At 59.1% G+C, this 15,389-nt stretch carries 14 protein-coding genes; 10 read left to right on the forward strand and 4 right to left on the reverse strand.

The window, feature by feature from the left end; translation table 11 throughout:
- Positions 1–329 precede the first annotated feature (329 nt).
- Positions 330–1,463 carry a hypothetical protein gene (locus ACNFIA_RS17400; protein WP_416787020.1) on the forward strand — a complete coding sequence of 378 codons (1,134 nt, stop codon included), beginning with the start codon at positions 330–332 and terminating at the stop codon, positions 1,461–1,463.
- A 141-nt stretch (positions 1,464–1,604) separates the two neighbouring features.
- On the opposite strand, the gene ACNFIA_RS17405 is transcribed toward ACNFIA_RS17400, so the two are convergent.
- Together ACNFIA_RS17405 and ACNFIA_RS17410 are read right to left on the reverse strand one after the other, a co-directional pair.
- The gene (locus ACNFIA_RS17405; protein WP_416787023.1) at positions 1,605–1,784 is read right to left on the reverse strand and encodes a hypothetical protein; all 180 of its coding nucleotides are present in this window, start codon (positions 1,782–1,784) and stop codon (positions 1,605–1,607) included.
- 150 nt (positions 1,785–1,934) lie between these two features.
- Positions 1,935–2,630, reverse strand: a complete 696-nt coding sequence (locus ACNFIA_RS17410; protein WP_416787025.1) for a hypothetical protein — start codon at positions 2,628–2,630, stop codon at positions 1,935–1,937.
- 287 nt (positions 2,631–2,917) lie between these two features.
- Between ACNFIA_RS17410 and ACNFIA_RS17415 the strand changes: the two genes are divergently transcribed.
- The 6 genes from ACNFIA_RS17415 to ACNFIA_RS17440 all read left to right on the forward strand — a co-directional run bounded on the left by ACNFIA_RS17415 (position 2,918) and on the right by ACNFIA_RS17440 (position 8,708).
- Positions 2,918–3,808, forward strand: a complete 891-nt coding sequence (locus tag ACNFIA_RS17415) for a prepilin-type N-terminal cleavage/methylation domain-containing protein (protein ID WP_017516615.1) — start codon at positions 2,918–2,920, stop codon at positions 3,806–3,808.
- A gap of 154 nt (positions 3,809–3,962) precedes the next feature.
- Entirely contained in the window at positions 3,963–4,796 is an 834-nt protein-coding gene (locus ACNFIA_RS17420) for an Ig-like domain-containing protein (protein ID WP_024765034.1), read from the forward strand.
- 263 nt (positions 4,797–5,059) lie between these two features.
- Positions 5,060–6,049, forward strand: a complete 990-nt coding sequence (locus tag ACNFIA_RS17425; RefSeq protein ID WP_416787028.1) for an Ig-like domain-containing protein — start codon at positions 5,060–5,062, stop codon at positions 6,047–6,049.
- A gap of 261 nt (positions 6,050–6,310) precedes the next feature.
- Positions 6,311–6,739, forward strand: coding sequence for a hypothetical protein (locus tag ACNFIA_RS17430; RefSeq protein WP_416787031.1), 429 nt, complete (start codon positions 6,311–6,313; stop codon positions 6,737–6,739).
- Complete coding sequence (gene umuC / locus ACNFIA_RS17435) at positions 6,736–7,998, forward strand: translesion error-prone DNA polymerase V subunit UmuC (RefSeq protein WP_416787034.1); 1,263 nt, start codon at positions 6,736–6,738, stop codon at positions 7,996–7,998. The genes ACNFIA_RS17430 and umuC overlap by 4 nt, the downstream gene beginning before the upstream one ends.
- A 302-nt stretch (positions 7,999–8,300) precedes the next feature.
- A complete protein-coding gene (locus ACNFIA_RS17440; RefSeq protein ID WP_416787036.1) occupies positions 8,301–8,708 on the forward strand; it encodes a hypothetical protein in 408 nt (135 codons plus the stop codon).
- A gap of 97 nt (positions 8,709–8,805) precedes the next feature.
- On the opposite strand, the gene ACNFIA_RS17445 is transcribed toward ACNFIA_RS17440, so the two are convergent.
- Positions 8,806–10,221: a hypothetical protein gene (locus tag ACNFIA_RS17445; protein ID WP_416787039.1), complete on the reverse strand. Its 1,416-nt coding sequence runs from the start codon at positions 10,219–10,221 to the stop codon at positions 8,806–8,808.
- Between the two features lie 538 nt (positions 10,222–10,759).
- On the opposite strand from ACNFIA_RS17445, the gene ACNFIA_RS17450 reads away from it, so the two are divergent.
- From ACNFIA_RS17450 to ACNFIA_RS17460, 3 genes are all read left to right on the forward strand, one after another.
- Positions 10,760–13,357, forward strand: a complete 2,598-nt coding sequence (locus ACNFIA_RS17450; RefSeq protein ID WP_416787041.1) for an autotransporter domain-containing protein — start codon at positions 10,760–10,762, stop codon at positions 13,355–13,357.
- A gap of 79 nt (positions 13,358–13,436) precedes the next feature.
- Entirely contained in the window at positions 13,437–14,258 is an 822-nt protein-coding gene (locus tag ACNFIA_RS17455) for an alpha/beta hydrolase (RefSeq protein WP_416787043.1), read from the forward strand.
- A gap of 10 nt (positions 14,259–14,268) precedes the next feature.
- Entirely contained in the window at positions 14,269–14,565 is a 297-nt protein-coding gene (locus ACNFIA_RS17460; RefSeq protein ID WP_416787045.1) for a hypothetical protein, read from the forward strand.
- A gap of 371 nt (positions 14,566–14,936) precedes the next feature.
- Here the strand turns inward: ACNFIA_RS17460 and ACNFIA_RS17465 are convergent, their stop codons facing one another.
- On the reverse strand, positions 14,937–15,323 hold the full coding sequence (locus tag ACNFIA_RS17465) for a hypothetical protein (RefSeq protein WP_416787047.1): 387 nt from the start codon (positions 15,321–15,323) through the stop codon (positions 14,937–14,939).
- Between the last annotated feature and the right edge of the window lie 66 nt (positions 15,324–15,389).

The raw sequence follows: 15,389 nt of genomic DNA on the forward strand, positions 1-15,389 counted from the left end.
ACCCCAGCCTGACCTCTCGACCTGTCCAACCCTTTCCCTTTTTTTCCTTTACTTTTCCTTCTTTTCCCCATCTTTTCCTACGCGCAACGCAGGCTACCCCGGGTTCGGGTAGGCCTTAAAAGAGGGTTGGACAGGGTGGGGGTCGAAGGGGGACGCCCTGGAAAAGGGGCCGCACATGTATGTTGTGATAGGAAGGGGTTCCGCGCAAACACCCGTGACCTGGGCCTCTGGGGCTATGCTGGGAAGGAAGCGCAGCAGCGGCCGGCAACACAGCCCATCGGCAGGAATTTCCACCTACCGCCCCTGAATGAGTAGAAGGACTCGCGATCTTGAATGAACCAATCATCCTTCCGTCAATTGAGCGCGCCCGAACTTGGGTAGACCTGTGCGCTAAAGGCCTCTCAGTGCCGGCGGAAAAGGCCGCCTCGATTCTGGCATCCCTCTGCGGGTTCGGGTCATGGGATGTGATGACCTACGCGATGGAATCGATGCCGCCGTCGCCGGCGGACGAGGATCTGGAGCCGGAGCAGTACCGCGATCGCCTGAAGGGCCAGGTCCGCATCCTGGTCGGTGAGCATGAGCTGGACCCGGCCGAGGCCATGATGCTCCTCCGGCTACTGCCAGCGGCATCGAGAGAGCCACAGAAGGCCTTCAAGATGACTGACAGTGTCAGCTTCACAGAGCAGCAGATGCAGGCGTTCATGGAGTACGCCGGCGAGTTTGCGAGTGAGATGCCCGATGAAATGCGGTCAGGACCTTTGCAGTCAGCTCTTGAGGACCGTGCACTACAAGACGTTGAATTGTCTCGAGCGAGCATTGCGCTTGCACTGAGTGGCGATACCGCACCTGAAATGTGGATGCGCATCTTCGACTTCCTCGATTGGGAGTACGAATACCACCAGGATGAACGCCCAGACCTTGATGAACCGTCGTACACGATTTTCGATGCATCGCTAGGCGAAATCCCTGTTTACCTCTCATGCCTCGCCAAAGCGCCGGCGCCTCGCCCACAGGCCCCCGTCGACCGCGCACATCGTGTTCAGCGAGCACTTTGCGTCGGCGACTACGTGAGCAACTGGCAGGACCGCTCCTCGGTCGCGCTTTTGCTTCATCGATGGCCAATCGTCCATGAGGTCGATGGTCAACTCTTTTGCCACCTGGGAAGTGTCTACCAAGCCGACAAGAACCAATGGACAGATCTGCTATTCAATCGGCAGTGCTCGAGCGTGGCCAAAATGCTGGAGCTGAACGGACGAATGAAGAACATCCAGAAGGGCTGTCCGGAGCTTGTCGACACTGATGAAGCCCTCACTCTTCTTTCAACAATGTGCCTCTCAGGCCTGGATCTTGAGGACATGGCTGACTTTCCAGAGCCTGGGGTGATGGTAGAGAGGACCCAGTTACCTGGGTCCAGGTGGATGGTTCAGAAGCTGGCAACTGATTTCGACAGCGACGACTCATAATTCCCGCTGTGGTCCTCCGTCAGCACTGCCTCTCTGAACGCCCAAGCCGCCGCAGACGACATGGCGCACGGTCATTTCAGGAGGGAAGTGGAGGAGGGCGGTGCCAACGGCACTTTTTTCAGTGCTTGCAGCTAGGGAGCGCTAGAAGTCGAATCCAGTTTGCTGCGGCTCAGCAAGCAGCAGCTCGAGGTCGCCGTTGAAAGCCTTCTGTGCTTCCGCCCCCCGGGCAATGATTCGCCCATCAACCTTGAGGTGTTCGATCTGAACGCGGCCGCACGGTTCACACTCCTGGTAGGAAAGCTCGGCTTCCAGCTTCTTCACGACCGAGCTTCGGCTTTTGGTTGCCGCTCCACATACGCACTGCATCGGGTTACCTCAGGCTAGGGTTCAGTACGCCTGATGGTAACGACCTGGTTCTCTACTTCACGGCGGAGGCCTACCTGTATTTTCCGGCCCGGCGCGGGCCTGGCTTCAAATACCGCGGCCGGCGTATGTCTTGATCGACCACTTCTCGATCAGCCGGCCGAACACCTCTTCCCCGGTTGGGATATTCGCCTGAATTCCATCTCGGGTCTCGTACAGAAGGCGCATTACCGCCAGGCAATCCAGAAATAGCTCATGGTCCACACAACGGAAGTCAGTGAGGTCGAACGGGTAGGACGCCCCGTCGTAGCAGCCGACAAGGAATCCGGCAACGTAGCGGCATTGGCCGCTGAATCCCATTGCAACCTGGATCAGCCGCTTCAGCGACTTGGTCCCGATCGTACGTAGTACCTCAGAGGCCACATCATCCCGGCGCGATGTCATGGTCAGCAGGCTACCAGGCTGTTTCCATCGCTCCGCCAGGCCGTTGAACACCTCACTCCCGTCCACAAGATGCTGGTGCACCTCGATCTCTGGAGCGGAGTCCATATGGAGCAGCGCTAGGCAGTCATCCAGGACGGCCCGGTCGAGCACACGGATCGAGTTCAGTTGGAACGGAAAATCACGCCCGTTGTAACACCCGAGGAGCAACGCTCTCACCACACCGCCTTGGGCATCGTCTTCATAGGCGAGTGGGATTAGGCGATGCAACGCCTCCACACCAGCAGCGCGCACCTGTGGGCGGTCTCTCTCCATGCTTTCTAGAGCTCTGGAAAGGGCCGCAGCTGGATCTACGTCCGTCATGGACTCACTCCTTGTAGCTGATCGACCGAGCCTAAGCGAAAGGTGAGGTTTGCTCCACGATTCGTCCTGATCAGCGGTGGCTGTACCGAGGCCCCAGGGCCTCGGTTTCGAAATCCCAGGTTGGCGTAGATTTCCCTAAATTTGCTGGAATTAACTGAAGGACGCTGAGGTTAGCTTACGTATGCCTACGTTAGCCTAGATTAGAAAACAGCAGGCCATTTTGACCGGGTCGTCCTGAGCCTGGCCCTTACCATGTTCCTCGCAATTCCTGCACGGAGAGGACGAACATGGGCATTAAATCCCATCAGGGTTTCACCCTGGTGGAACTGGCCGTTGTGCTGGCCATCGCAGCAATGATCGCGATCGCAACGGTTCCGAACTACATGGCGAGGCTAAACCAGACTCGCGCGGACACCACGATTCAGGACACCCAAGCGATCATCGACGCCGCCAGGTTATATCGCAGCGAGAAGGGCACCTGGCCAGGAAACGCCACCTGCTCCAATGCCATCGCGGCATTGGGAGCGACGTCCCCGCCGATGCTCGTTGGTGTGTCGACTACCAACCGCTACAACTACCCCGTCACCACTTCCTGCACCCAGTACACCTTCAGCGTCGACCAGAACACCGTGATGGACTGGGATGGTGTCGTCGTAAACGGCCTGCCTGGATCTCAGATCGTCAACGCTGCCACATACCAGATCCGCACCACCGTTGGAGCTCCCGGTACAGAGGCTGCTCTGGACGGCAAGCTCTCCAGGATCGCCACGGGCAATGCTGAGTTGAACCGTATGCGGACCAACCTGCTGATGGGCGGCAACAGCATCGACGAAGTCAACGCAGTGAATGCCCAGACACTCAACGCAGCAGGGGCGGTGAATGCGCAAACGCTGAACGCGTCCGGCAGCGTCAACGCACAGGCAGTCGTTTCGAGCGGCAACGTCACCACCTATGGCTACCTCGACATGAACGGGTACGCCGCCGAGGGAAACTGGTGCGCGAAAGCTGGCCTCGTCACCACCAACTCTTCCGGGGCAGACCTCACGTGCCAAGGAAACCGGTGGGTACGGTCCGTGATCTGGAGTCCAACGATCGTGAGCACGGGAGGCTCCTGTGCAAACGTTCCGAAGGGCTCGCTGGCATTCGATAGTGTGGGGAACCTCTATGTCTGTAAGTAGTAAGTGGCTCGCTTCAGCTGCAGCCCTAATCCTGGCCGTATTTAGCGCAGTCGCCGCGGCTGACGCTTGGAGGCCGATCCGGACCGGGGCCGGCACTGTCGGCTGGCAGCAAGTCGCGTGTGACCGCTCCGGCCAGGGGTGGCGCTCCTGCAACATGGGCCTGACCATCGTGATCCAGGCCAACCCGGGATCTGTCGCGGCTGTCGGCGAGCAGGCGAACCTCGTGGCCACGGTGACCGACTACAACGGCACCAACGTCGGCAAGGATGTAAAGATCAACTGGTCCACGTCTGACGGTAGCCTGAGCGCCTCCTCGTCGATCACCGATGCAAACGGCCAAACCTCGGTGATACTGACTTCATCCCGCAACATTGGGAGCGCAACGGTGACCGCAACATCGCCGGAAGAAGGCGGCACCGGGCAGTTGACCGTCCCGTTCACCGATAAGTGGGCAGCTACCAGCGCGGTCTATACGGCGTGGCTGGACTCGGGTGGTGCTTACAACTGCAGCGCCTGGACACCAGATCCAAGCACCGTGACTCAAGGCACCGCGTTCACCCAGTCCGCGATCTGCAGTCAGAATCAGGTGGCTTATCAGCAAAACCGTGAGGTAAGCCTCATCACCGGCCAGGTTCGCAATGTCGGGTCGCCAATTCCGCTCTACCAGACCATCCAGGTCTCCGTTACGCAGCAGGCAACCGGCACCAAGCAGGGCACTCCTAGCTGTATCTGGAGTTCCTCTCAGAGATATGGCGTCTACTCCAAAGGTTGGACCAGGACTGTGTCCCAGACCGGAGGATCGCGAATAAATCCTTACCGCCTTTACCTTGGTGATGGAACCGTGGTCGGCTCCGTTAACGCTCTCACAGACACCCTGACTTACAACGGTCGCGTGTACTCCATCGGGCGCTTCAAGCAGTCCGGCTGCATGGGTAAGAACTGCGCCTCCATGCGTGACGAGTATGAGGCCTGCTCGACCCCTCTGTGACGCTCTTTCAAGCCTCCATTAGCGCCGGCAGGGCAATCCTGCCGGCGCTTCTTTAGCTCCCTTCCGCTGTCCCTACTCGGGTATCAAACGCCGGTCACAACAGCTCAACTGCAATAGTTGGCCCAGATATCTCTGATTCCCCCTCTATTGTTTCAGTTCTGGAAATTGAGACCCCCAGTTTGGCCATGAGCTGAGCGGCGCCCCCCATACCATCTCCGCTGCACCACCCTACAGATAGGAGCACTGAGAAAATGGGGGGATTCATGCGCTTTAGAACGATAATAACTGCGGCAACAGCATTGATTTTTGCGGGACTTGGTGTCGGAGCCTTCGCGGACACCTGGAAGCCCATCCGTAGCGGAAGCAGCGGAAACGGTTGGCAGAAAGTGGTCTGTGATCGCTCCGGAAACGGGTGGCGATCCTGCAATATGGGACTGACAATTACCGTTCAGGCCTACCCGAACACCCTGGCGGCAGTCGGGGAGCAGGGAACCGTCGTGGCGACAGCTACTGACTACGATGGAAACAATGCGGGGGCGAACGTTAGTATTCGGTGGAGCACCAGCGACGGGACCCTCAGCTCCACGGATACCAAAACAGACGCCAACGGCCAGGCCAGCGTAGTCCTGACCTCATCCCACAACATCGGCGGAGCCACCGTAACGGCGATCTCGACTGACGAAGGCGGTTCCGGGCAGGTGTTTGTCCCGTTTTCCGATCGCTGGGCTCCGGCGAGTGCTGTCTACACAGGCTGGCAGAACTCGAGCGATCCCTACAGCTGCTCTGCATGGTCGCCTGACCCGTCCACAGTCGCTAGCGGTACCACATTCACCCAGTACGCAACCTGCAGCCAAAATCAGATCGCCTACCAGCAGAACCGCGAGGTGAGCCTCATCACGGGGCAGGTACGCAACTCCGGCGCGCCGATCCCCCTATACCAAACCATCCAGGTCACCATCTCGCAACAGGCCACAGGCACCAAACAGAGCAACCCGACCTGTCAGTGGGACTCGTTCACTAAGAACGGTGTCTACGCGACAGGCTGGTCTCATTCGGTATCTAACGTAGGTGGAGACCCGGGCGGATATGCCCTGTATCTTGGTGAGTACATTGCCGGTGTTTCCAGTAAATCTGACACGGTGACCTACAACGGCCGCGTCTACTCAGTTGGTAGGTTTAAGCAGTCAACATGTATGGGTAAGAACTGCGCCGTAAGCCGTGAGGAGTACGAAGCCTGCTCCGTCCCTCAGTGAGTCAGGTTCAGAGCTGACTGCAGGCCGGCAAACTCTCCTGCCGGCCTGCCACCATCTGAAGCACCACCCGACCGACGGACAAGATCCGCAGCAGGATGCACTCACTGCAGGCCATATACTGCAGACCAGAGACCACGGACGGTCCCCCTCCCAGCTCACTCTGTACCCTTGAACTGCCTGAACGCCGGCGGAGCACCTTGACGCCGGGGCGGGGCTGATCACTATACTGTACGCATATACAGCATCAAGACGACCGCCCACATGGACTGCTTCCAGTCTCCCGGCCGGCGGCTGTCCAGTCTCGCCCTCGCGCAACAGCGTCTGAAGGTCACTGGCTTCTCCAGCCCGGCCGAGGATTACGCCCTCTTTCCCCCCTCAATCGACGCAGCCGTCGGCTGGGGCGCGCCCAATCTCTGGCTCTGGCTAGTAGACAGCGACGCACTGGTTGGCCTGGGTGTGCACCGCAATGATGTGCTTGTGGTTGACCGTGCATTGGAGCCGGCCGCCGGCAACGTTGTCATCGTCGTGGCCGACCAGGAGCACCATCTCGCTCTAGTGGAACGAGTATCCCGTGAACGCCTGCACCTGGCCCGCGTCGGCGCCGACGGCCAGCACCAGGATGTGCTAGCCGGCCACGATGAGATCGAACTCTGGGGGGTGATCAGCATGTTGTTGCGGAGCATGCTGTGAAAGTTTTCGCCCTGGTCGACTGCAACAGCTTCTACTGCTCATGCGAGCGGATTTTTCGACCTGACCTTAGAAATGTTCCTGTGGTCGTTTTGAGCAACAACGACTCGAGCATTATCGCAAGAACCAAGGAGGCGAAAGCCCTTGGGCTTCAGATGGGCGACCCCTACTTCAAGGTCAGGCGCCACTTGGAGAAGCATGGCGTCGTTGCATTTTCGAGCAATTACGCACTCTACGCAGACGTCTCCAATCGGGTGATGCGAACCATCAGCACGCTGGTACCTGCCATCGAGGTCTACAGCGTCGATGAATGTTGGTGCGACCTCTCTGGCGTAACGGGTGACCTGGAACAGTTGGGCCTCGAGATCCAGAAGCGAGTGATGACCTGGGTCGGCATGCCCGTTGGCGTCGGCATTGGTCCGACCAAGACGTTGGCCAAGCTCGCCCAGTGGGCAGGTAAAAAGTGGCCTGCCACCCGCGGTGTAGTGAGCTTGCTGGACCCCGAGCGCCAGCAACGTCTGCTCAAGCTGGCACCGGTAGGGGAGGTCTGGGGAGTCGGCCGGAAGCTCTCCAGCCAACTCGAAACGATGGGCATCAAAACGGCTTTCGACCTGGCGAGTGCTGACCCGCGGCACATAGGAAAGATGTTCTCAAAAGTGCTCGAGCGCACTGCACGTGAGCTAAGTGGAGAGCAGTGGCTGGATCTCCACGAAGCGCCAGAGCCGAAGAAGGAGATCGTCTGTTCGAAGATGTTCGGCCGGCGCGTCTTCGACATCGAGGAGCTCCGCCAGTCGGTGGCTGCGTACACCACCCGCGCAGCTGAGAAACTGCGCGAGCAAAGCTCAGTCTGTAGTGAGCTTTTTGTTTCAGTCCAAACCAGTCAGTTCGATGACCCGAGCAGTCGCTACTGGAACGGTGTTCGGATTCCCCTCATGACACCAACTGCAGATACCCGCGACTTGATCCTGGCCGCCGGCCAGGGGCTGCAGGAAATCTACCGGCCTGGCGTGGCGTACTCGAAGTGCACCATTCAGCTCGGCAGGCTGAGCCAGCTCGAGGGTCTGACGCAGGACTTGTTCGCGCCCAAGCCACGCCGCAACGCGGATCAGTTGATGGCCACGATGGATCTGGTGAATCAGCGCTTCGGCCGTGGCGCACTGCGAGTCGCTTCCATTCCCGCGGAGGCTGGCTGGGCAATGCGGCGAGAAATGCTGTCCCCCTCGTACACAACCAGTTGGCGAGACCTTCCGCGCGCCCGCTGAGTGATCCAGTCATCGGCCTGAGTTAGCAATTCCCGATAAGATTGTTGATTATCACGGGCCTGCTGCACGTTCCGTAGAATTCTTCTTTTCCGGAGCGGTCGAAACCTCGCCGCTTCGCGCCACATGGATGAAATCAGCTGGATAGCATCCCGCTGATGTTTTTGCCCCCTGGAGTAATGAGAGAGGGGGAAAAAACGATGGCAATCCGATAGTATCCGGGTATGAATCATGCTTAGTAGCCGCCCCCCACAAGAGGCGCGGCTTTATGTTGCCTGACGAAACACTCTCAGAAGGGCACAAGGATGTGTAACCCCCCACAGACGCTGACGCCGATGATAGACCGCTCCCAAGTTGAGCAAAATCGCTACCTTGACTACTGCCTGGAGCACCAGGTCGAGATCTCGATCATTCTGATCTCGGGCACGCACTTCATCGGCATCGTGGTCCACCATGATCGGAAGGGACTGCTGCTGGGCGGGAAACGAGAAGACAAGCCTGCCCGTTATATTTCGAAGGGCTATATCGCCCTGATTCGCCCCAACAAGGACGAGGACCTGGACCTGTTCGTTGAGTATCGGGGGATGGGGACGTTCCTGCAGCGGAAGCGACAGAACCAAGCGCTGAAGAAACTGAAAGTTCGTGATGCGGTAGGGGAGCAAGCCACAATAGCTGCGAAGACGAAGCTCTCAATGCGGCCGCGCTCAGAATGAGCAGCTGGCCGCAGAGAGGGTAGGGCAGAGGGATAGAACTGGCTCAAGGCACTCGTCGAAGCCGCGATGACGACCTTGATAATCTGGGCTTGGAGCCTCACGCACACATGGCGATCTGTTCTGGTGCCGCCCCGTAGAGAACGCCCATTGCCCGAGTACATGGGCTCGTGCTGGGATCGCGCCGGCGCGCAACGCCAGGTGGTATCCGACTACGTCGGTGCAACTGAACCACCAAAGTTCCCCCTAATCCCTGGGCCTGGCCAGCCGGTGGCTTACGTCCATTCCTTCCGTGCTCACGGCATACCAATCCTGCATCGCAGGTTGCTTTCTGTTCCACAGGGGGCATGTCGTTGCGTGTGACTACCACTGTCAGCATGGGCTTCTGCGGCGGAGACCTCATGCCTCGGCTATCACACCGGACCTGATCCGAACCCGACTCGCCTACGGCATGCAACTGATGGAAGTCGATTGCTTGATGGTCCGCTGGATCGAGCACCAGATCCGCTGGTGGATCGAGCACCGCTGCGAGGTGATCGCGACACTTCAAGTCCGGACCGGAGACAGCCTCGCTTGCAGGTGTCCCGAATAAGGTGGAGATAGTCGGAGCAGGGAACCACATGAGCACCAGTGGTTCGCTACGCGCGACACCTCCGGACTTGGAGTCGCGCCGGGGTTTTCGATCAGCGGCCTGAAGCGCCGCCGGCACCGGGATCTTTCCTACCACCTGGACCGCGGAAGGAGCAGCAGACGGGAGAGCAATCGCCTGAACTTCCCCCTGGCCAACCGACAGCTCAAGGACCTGTTGCTTCGGTGTAGCTTGCACTTCAACAACGGGCACTTCTGGTTCAGCGGTAGCTTGCTCGATGGTGGCGTCCGCTTCGGCCTGAATGATTTCGAGGCTCTTGGGGGCAGGGCGGGTGAGGAAGTAGATAGCCTGGGGACTTGGCGGTTCCTCGGCGATGAATACCGGAGAAAGCGCTTCGTTCGCGGGGCGTGGCTTCGAGCCGAAGAACTCGATGTCATGCTCGTATGCGAAGTTCTTGAGGAATCGAAGGCTGACATTGACCCTCTTACTGACCTCTTTCATGGTCATGGTCTCAGCCAGTTCTTGGACGCGCTCCAGGAACTTGTTCTGGCGTTCCCAGTGTGCCTTCTTGGACTGCAGATCGAGTTGCGGTGGGATTTTCAGCTCGCCGGCCTGCACGTAAGGCTTGCGCGGCTCGACACGCTTCGGCTCCTTTGAAAGGCGGATCTCTTCATACAGCTTGAAGATCGCCTTGTCCTCTTCCTTGGTTCGTTTCTCAGGATCGGAGAACTCGATCTTGTGTGCCGCTGCGTATTTCCGAAGGAAACCGGCGCTCACTCCGAGCAATCGGCTGGCCTCCTTCAAAGCGAAACAGAAGTCGTTGGCGTAGGAAAGAACCTTGTTCCGGAACTCCTGCTTGGCAGCATCGTCCGCCGCCCGAGCCCTGGCCTGAAGGTTATCGACTGAAATCGTAGAACTCGACTGCATGGTACCCCCCTCCAATGGATCAGGGGGGAACACCCATTAAGGTGCGCTCTACTAAAGCAGAGACCGTCCCTTCGCTCTCGGCGAATGGAGGCGAAGGACCAGGCTAGGGCCTGTTCCCGGCTTTAGTAGAGAGCACTGCTCCCCCCTCATTTCAACGGACCCCGCGGTTGCGTAATCGCATACGCACGGAGCTTTGTGTGTCTGCTGTGAGACATCGGGAGTGATATTACTAGGCCATGCCATTTGTGAAAAGCGTCACAACCAATTTTCGGGCGCCAATTTCCCGTCGAAATATCGGGAGTGATGGGCTTATGTATATCTAAGCGACTGATTTACATCGTCTTAAGCTAGAAAAAATCATCTCCGATCTTTTGGAATGGAATGCTGGCATTTTGGCGTCAATTTTCGCTTGAATGAAAAATCACAGCCGTTAGAGTTGCGCTCACCTCCAGATACGATGGCCGGTAGAGCGTCTGACGTAGCCGACCTAGAGCGGCTCAAGGAGGAACAACACATCACACAAGGACAGAAGTACCCCATGAGTAAGAGCACCCTGCGCAAGACTCTGCTGGCCGCATCCATTGCCGCGAGCTCCCAGGTCTACGCCGCCTCTGGCGTCACCGACCTCACCCAAGATGTAAGCGGCAGTACGGAGGTTGGTTTCAACCTCACCGATCACGCTAACGTCACCCTCACCGGGGACGCGAAACGTGCCCTGGGTGAAGATGGGGTAGGTTTCGAAGGCGCGAAGATCCGCGGCGACCTGATCAACAACGCCGACATTAGCGCCGAAGGCCAGTACGTTGACGGTCTCGATCTGGATGTCGCAGACCTCGAAGGCACCATCGTCACCACCGATGTGGCAGGCGACGTCATCAACAACGGGCTCATCGAACTCACCGGCGAAGGCTCCGTTGGCATCGTTCTGGACGGCGCCAATGCCAAGAACCTCGTCAACAATGGCACCATCGATGTCCTCGACGACTCCGACAGTACCGGCGCAGACAAAGTACGTGGCATCGAACTCGGCAACAGCACGCTGAAAGGCGGCGTCCTGAACACCGGTACCATCATCGCCACTGGCGACGGTGCGAAAGGCATCACCGCTTTCTCCAACGGTCTGGGCCTGACCACCATCGGTGGTGACATCGAGAACCAAGGCAACCTGAGCATCTCCGGCGACAACTCCATCGGCATCGAACTGGACAACGTCAAGTTCGGCAACAACCTGCTGAATAACGGCGGTCTGAGCGCCACCGGCTCCAGCGCCACCAGCCTGCTGGTCGACGACACCAGCTATAACTCCATCGTCAACACCGGGGGCATCGTTGCTCGCAGCGTCGGTGATGATGGCACCCATGCAAACGCCATCGTTGTAATGGACTCGACCGGCCCGCAGTCCTACGACGGCACCAACGGCATCATCAACACCGGCAACATCATCGCCGACGGCACTGCAATCAAGATCGGTAGCCGTGAACTGAGCGATGTGGGCACCGACACCACCTTCATCACCCAGAATGACGGCCTGATCCGCGGCGGCGATAACGCCATCGTCGGCAACCAGCGCACCATTCTCCACTTCAACGGTGGCACCATCGACGGCGTCATCTCTGGCCTGCAGGCCATGGACGTGAATGGTGCAGCCGAATACACCGGCAACTCCATCGGCTCCAAGGAAGTTCGTGTAAAGGGTGGCCAGCTGAACCTGTCCGAACTGCACACCGATATCTCCGGCAATCTGTCCATCGACTCCGGCGCTGCACTGCAGGTGCGCATGAGCGATTCCACCGACGTGGCCACCCCCGTGGTCAGCGTTGGCGGCTCCGCCAGCTTCGCCTCAGGCAGTAAGCTGAACGTCACGGCCAACCCCGACGACTTCACCGGTACCCGCCAAGGCACCTCCTACACCCTGGTATCTGCCAACGACATCCAGAACTCCGGCCTCGCGGTTGAGAGCACGTCCGCGCTGCTGAAGATCAAGTCCTTCCAGATCGGCCAGAAGCTGGTTACTGCGGTGGTTACCAGCAAGGACGGCGAGGAAGCCCAAGACACCCTGAAAGACCAGGCATCCAGCCGCAACGCGCAGAATGCCATCGCCCCGTTCGTGGACTCTGTCCTGGGCCAGATGAGTGCTGACGACAAGGTCTTCAAAGCATTCACCACCGCATCCGAGGCCGAACTCGCCAAGCTGTCGGAGCAACTGGCTCCCCAAGTCAACGGCGGTGCCACCCAGGCCGCGATGGGCACTCAGTCGCTGGTCTCCTCCGCGATCAACACCCGCCTCGGTTCCTCGTCGGGCCTGTCCTCCGGTGATGTCCTGCAGGAAACCGGCGTATGGGTGAAGGCGCTGCACAGCGATGCAGACCAGAGTCGTCGCAACTCCATCGAGGGCTTCGACGCTAGCACCAACGGCATCATCGTCGGCGCCGACGGCAAGCTGAACGAGCAGACCACCCTCGGTATTGCCTACAGCTATGCCAGCACCGACGTGGATTCCGACGACAACAACAGTACCGACGTGAAGAGCCAGGCACTGACCGCTTACGGCAGCTGGGAGCAGGGCCCGATCTTTGTCGACGCAAGTCTGACCTACGGTAAGAGCGACAACGAATCCAAGCGCCACATCGCCGGCACCACCGCCAAGGCCGACTACGACTCCGACCTGTTCGGCATCAACGTCCTGGGTGGCTACGGCTTCAACGTAGGCGACGGCTACATCGTCGAACCGCGCGCGGCGCTGCGTTACAGCAACCTGAAGATCGACGGCTACACCGAGCATGGTTCCTCTGCCGCTCTGTCCGTAGACGGCCAGCGCATCGAAGTGGGCGAGCTGGGCGCCGGTGTGCGCTTCACCAAGGACTTCGCTGTCGGTACCGGCACTCTGAAGCCCGAACTGACCCTGATGGCCTACCACGACCTCATCGCCGACCAGGCCGACACCACCAGCGCCTTCGTGCTGGGTGGCAACGCCTTCGTGAGCAACGCCGCCGAGCCGACTCGCGATAGCTACGAAGCCAGCCTGGGTACTGAGTACAGCGTCGGTGCGGTAACCTTCGGCGCCTCGTACAACTACCTGCGCAAAGCGGACTTCAACGCTGACACCTTCGCGCTCAAGGCCCGATACGACTTCTAAGCTTCAACTGAAGTCATCCAGCAAGACACAAAGGCCCGCCCACCAGCGGGCCTTTGTCCATGTGACCAGGGAGATTTCGATGCTCCGCTTCATCAAGCACCGTCTCGTAGGACTCTGGGCCATCTTGGCCCTCACAGGTTGTGCCAGCGCCGTGGACCTGTCCGAGACCAGCCGCGGCACGCACCTTCGGCCTGAGGTCCTGCAGACCGCCCCTTACCCGATACAGGCATTGCTGCCGACAGGTAAGGACTACAAGACGCTGAGGGTCTACATCGAAGGCGACGGCCACGCCTGGGCAACCAGGACCCAACCCAGCACAGACCCGACCCCGAGAAAGTCGATAATGGCTGCCTTCGCGGCCGAAGACTCGGAGCCGGCGGTGTACCTGGCCAGGCCCTGCCAGTTCGTGATGGCCGATGGATGCAAACCCGCGCTCTGGACCTCCGATCGCTTCGGGCGCGCGGCCGTCGACGCAATGAATTCCGCCCTGAATAGCCTGAAAGCCCGCTACAAGACTCAGACCTTCGAGCTGGTCGGGTATTCCGGCGGCGCAGCAATCGCACTCATCCTGGCCGGTGAGCGCAACGACGTCCGGCAGGTCCGCACGATTGCCGGCAACCTCGATCCGAACACCTGGGTACGGCTGAAACACCTCACACCCTTGAGCGAATCGCTCTCACCCTTGGCATACTCGGCGCGGCTGGCGATCATCCCCCAGCAACACCTGATCGGGGAGGATGATCAAGTGATCCCCGCCGGCGTTCTGAAGGCATACCTACAGCAGCTGAAACCCCTCTGCACATCGACAGTTGTGGTGCCAGGTGCAACACACGACAACGGCTATGCCAGCGCCTGGCGAGCTGCTCGGGACCAGCCGTTCAAATGCGAAACCACCAACTGAGAGATACCGCATGCTCACTCAAACGATCATCCAGCCCGAGGGTAGCGATCTGCTCTACGAGGTCCTCGTCAACCACGAAGGGAGCATTGTCTGGGTGAACTGCAGCACTGGAGACAGCGTCGGGCGCTTCTCGAAAGCATCCGGCATTGATCTCCACCGGAAGATCGAGGACCAAATGGCCGGCCAGGGCCAGTGCCTTGACTGCACCCACGAGCCTGCCGGGCCCGAAGAGTGGGAGCGCTTCCGAGCCGGCCTAATTGAAAACTACGGTGTGACGCTGCCAGAGGATCTGATCGAGTTCCATTGAGGCGGCCCAAGCTCAAACCCGCGAACAAAAAAGCCGCCCGAAGGCGGCTTTTCTATGATGTCAGAAGCGGTACGTATTGGGGTTTATCACTCTGAATATCACCTCGATGATCAGCACTAGAAGGACCACAAGGACGAGCCGGAGACCGTTTCCAAAAGGCAGTAGATTGTCCGGCGCAATCATCGTGCAGAAACCGACAGTGATGACTAGCGCCATCTTGATCAGATTGAGCAATTGACTATTCCCCGTCGTCCGCCGGCAGTTTGTATGGTCCGGCGTGCTTTGCAGATCATCTGGTTGTCTTTCTTGCACCGGTGCACCGCAGCAAGCTCCATAGATTATACCGGTTCTCCTGCGTCCCTCAGCCTCCATCAGGAAGGCTTCGCATCAGAACCCCACATCTGCTGGACCAATTCATGGGGGAAGCGGTATCGCCCTTTGGAGCACTCGACGATCCACGGGGTGGTTCGGGCACGAGGGTTGAATCCAACCAGTCGACAGGCGCCGTGAGAGGGGTGGCTTTTTTCCTTGGTGACGTCAAAGCCGTAGGTTTTGGCATAGAGCTCTAGGGTTTCCTGCTCTCTGGTCTTCTGACCCTGGATATTGGCTTCAACCTTGATGGTGCAGTTGGTACCGCTGTAGGTGATCTTTCCGACCTGCAGGTCCACCCCAGGCACCGCGCCAGCCAAGGCCTTGGCGATAGCCTCGCGAACGTCTTTCAGATTGGCCGGGGTGAAACCATTGGTGAAGGTGATCATGGGGCACTCCTTTGAGTTGCTCGTTGAAGGTGCTGCCCATTTTTCTCGCCGCTGGATGTGCCAGAA

Source organism: Pseudomonas sp. NY15437 (assembly GCF_048068435.1).
GTDB classification, from domain to species: Bacteria; Pseudomonadota; Gammaproteobacteria; order Pseudomonadales; family Pseudomonadaceae; genus Pseudomonas; species Pseudomonas nitroreducens_B.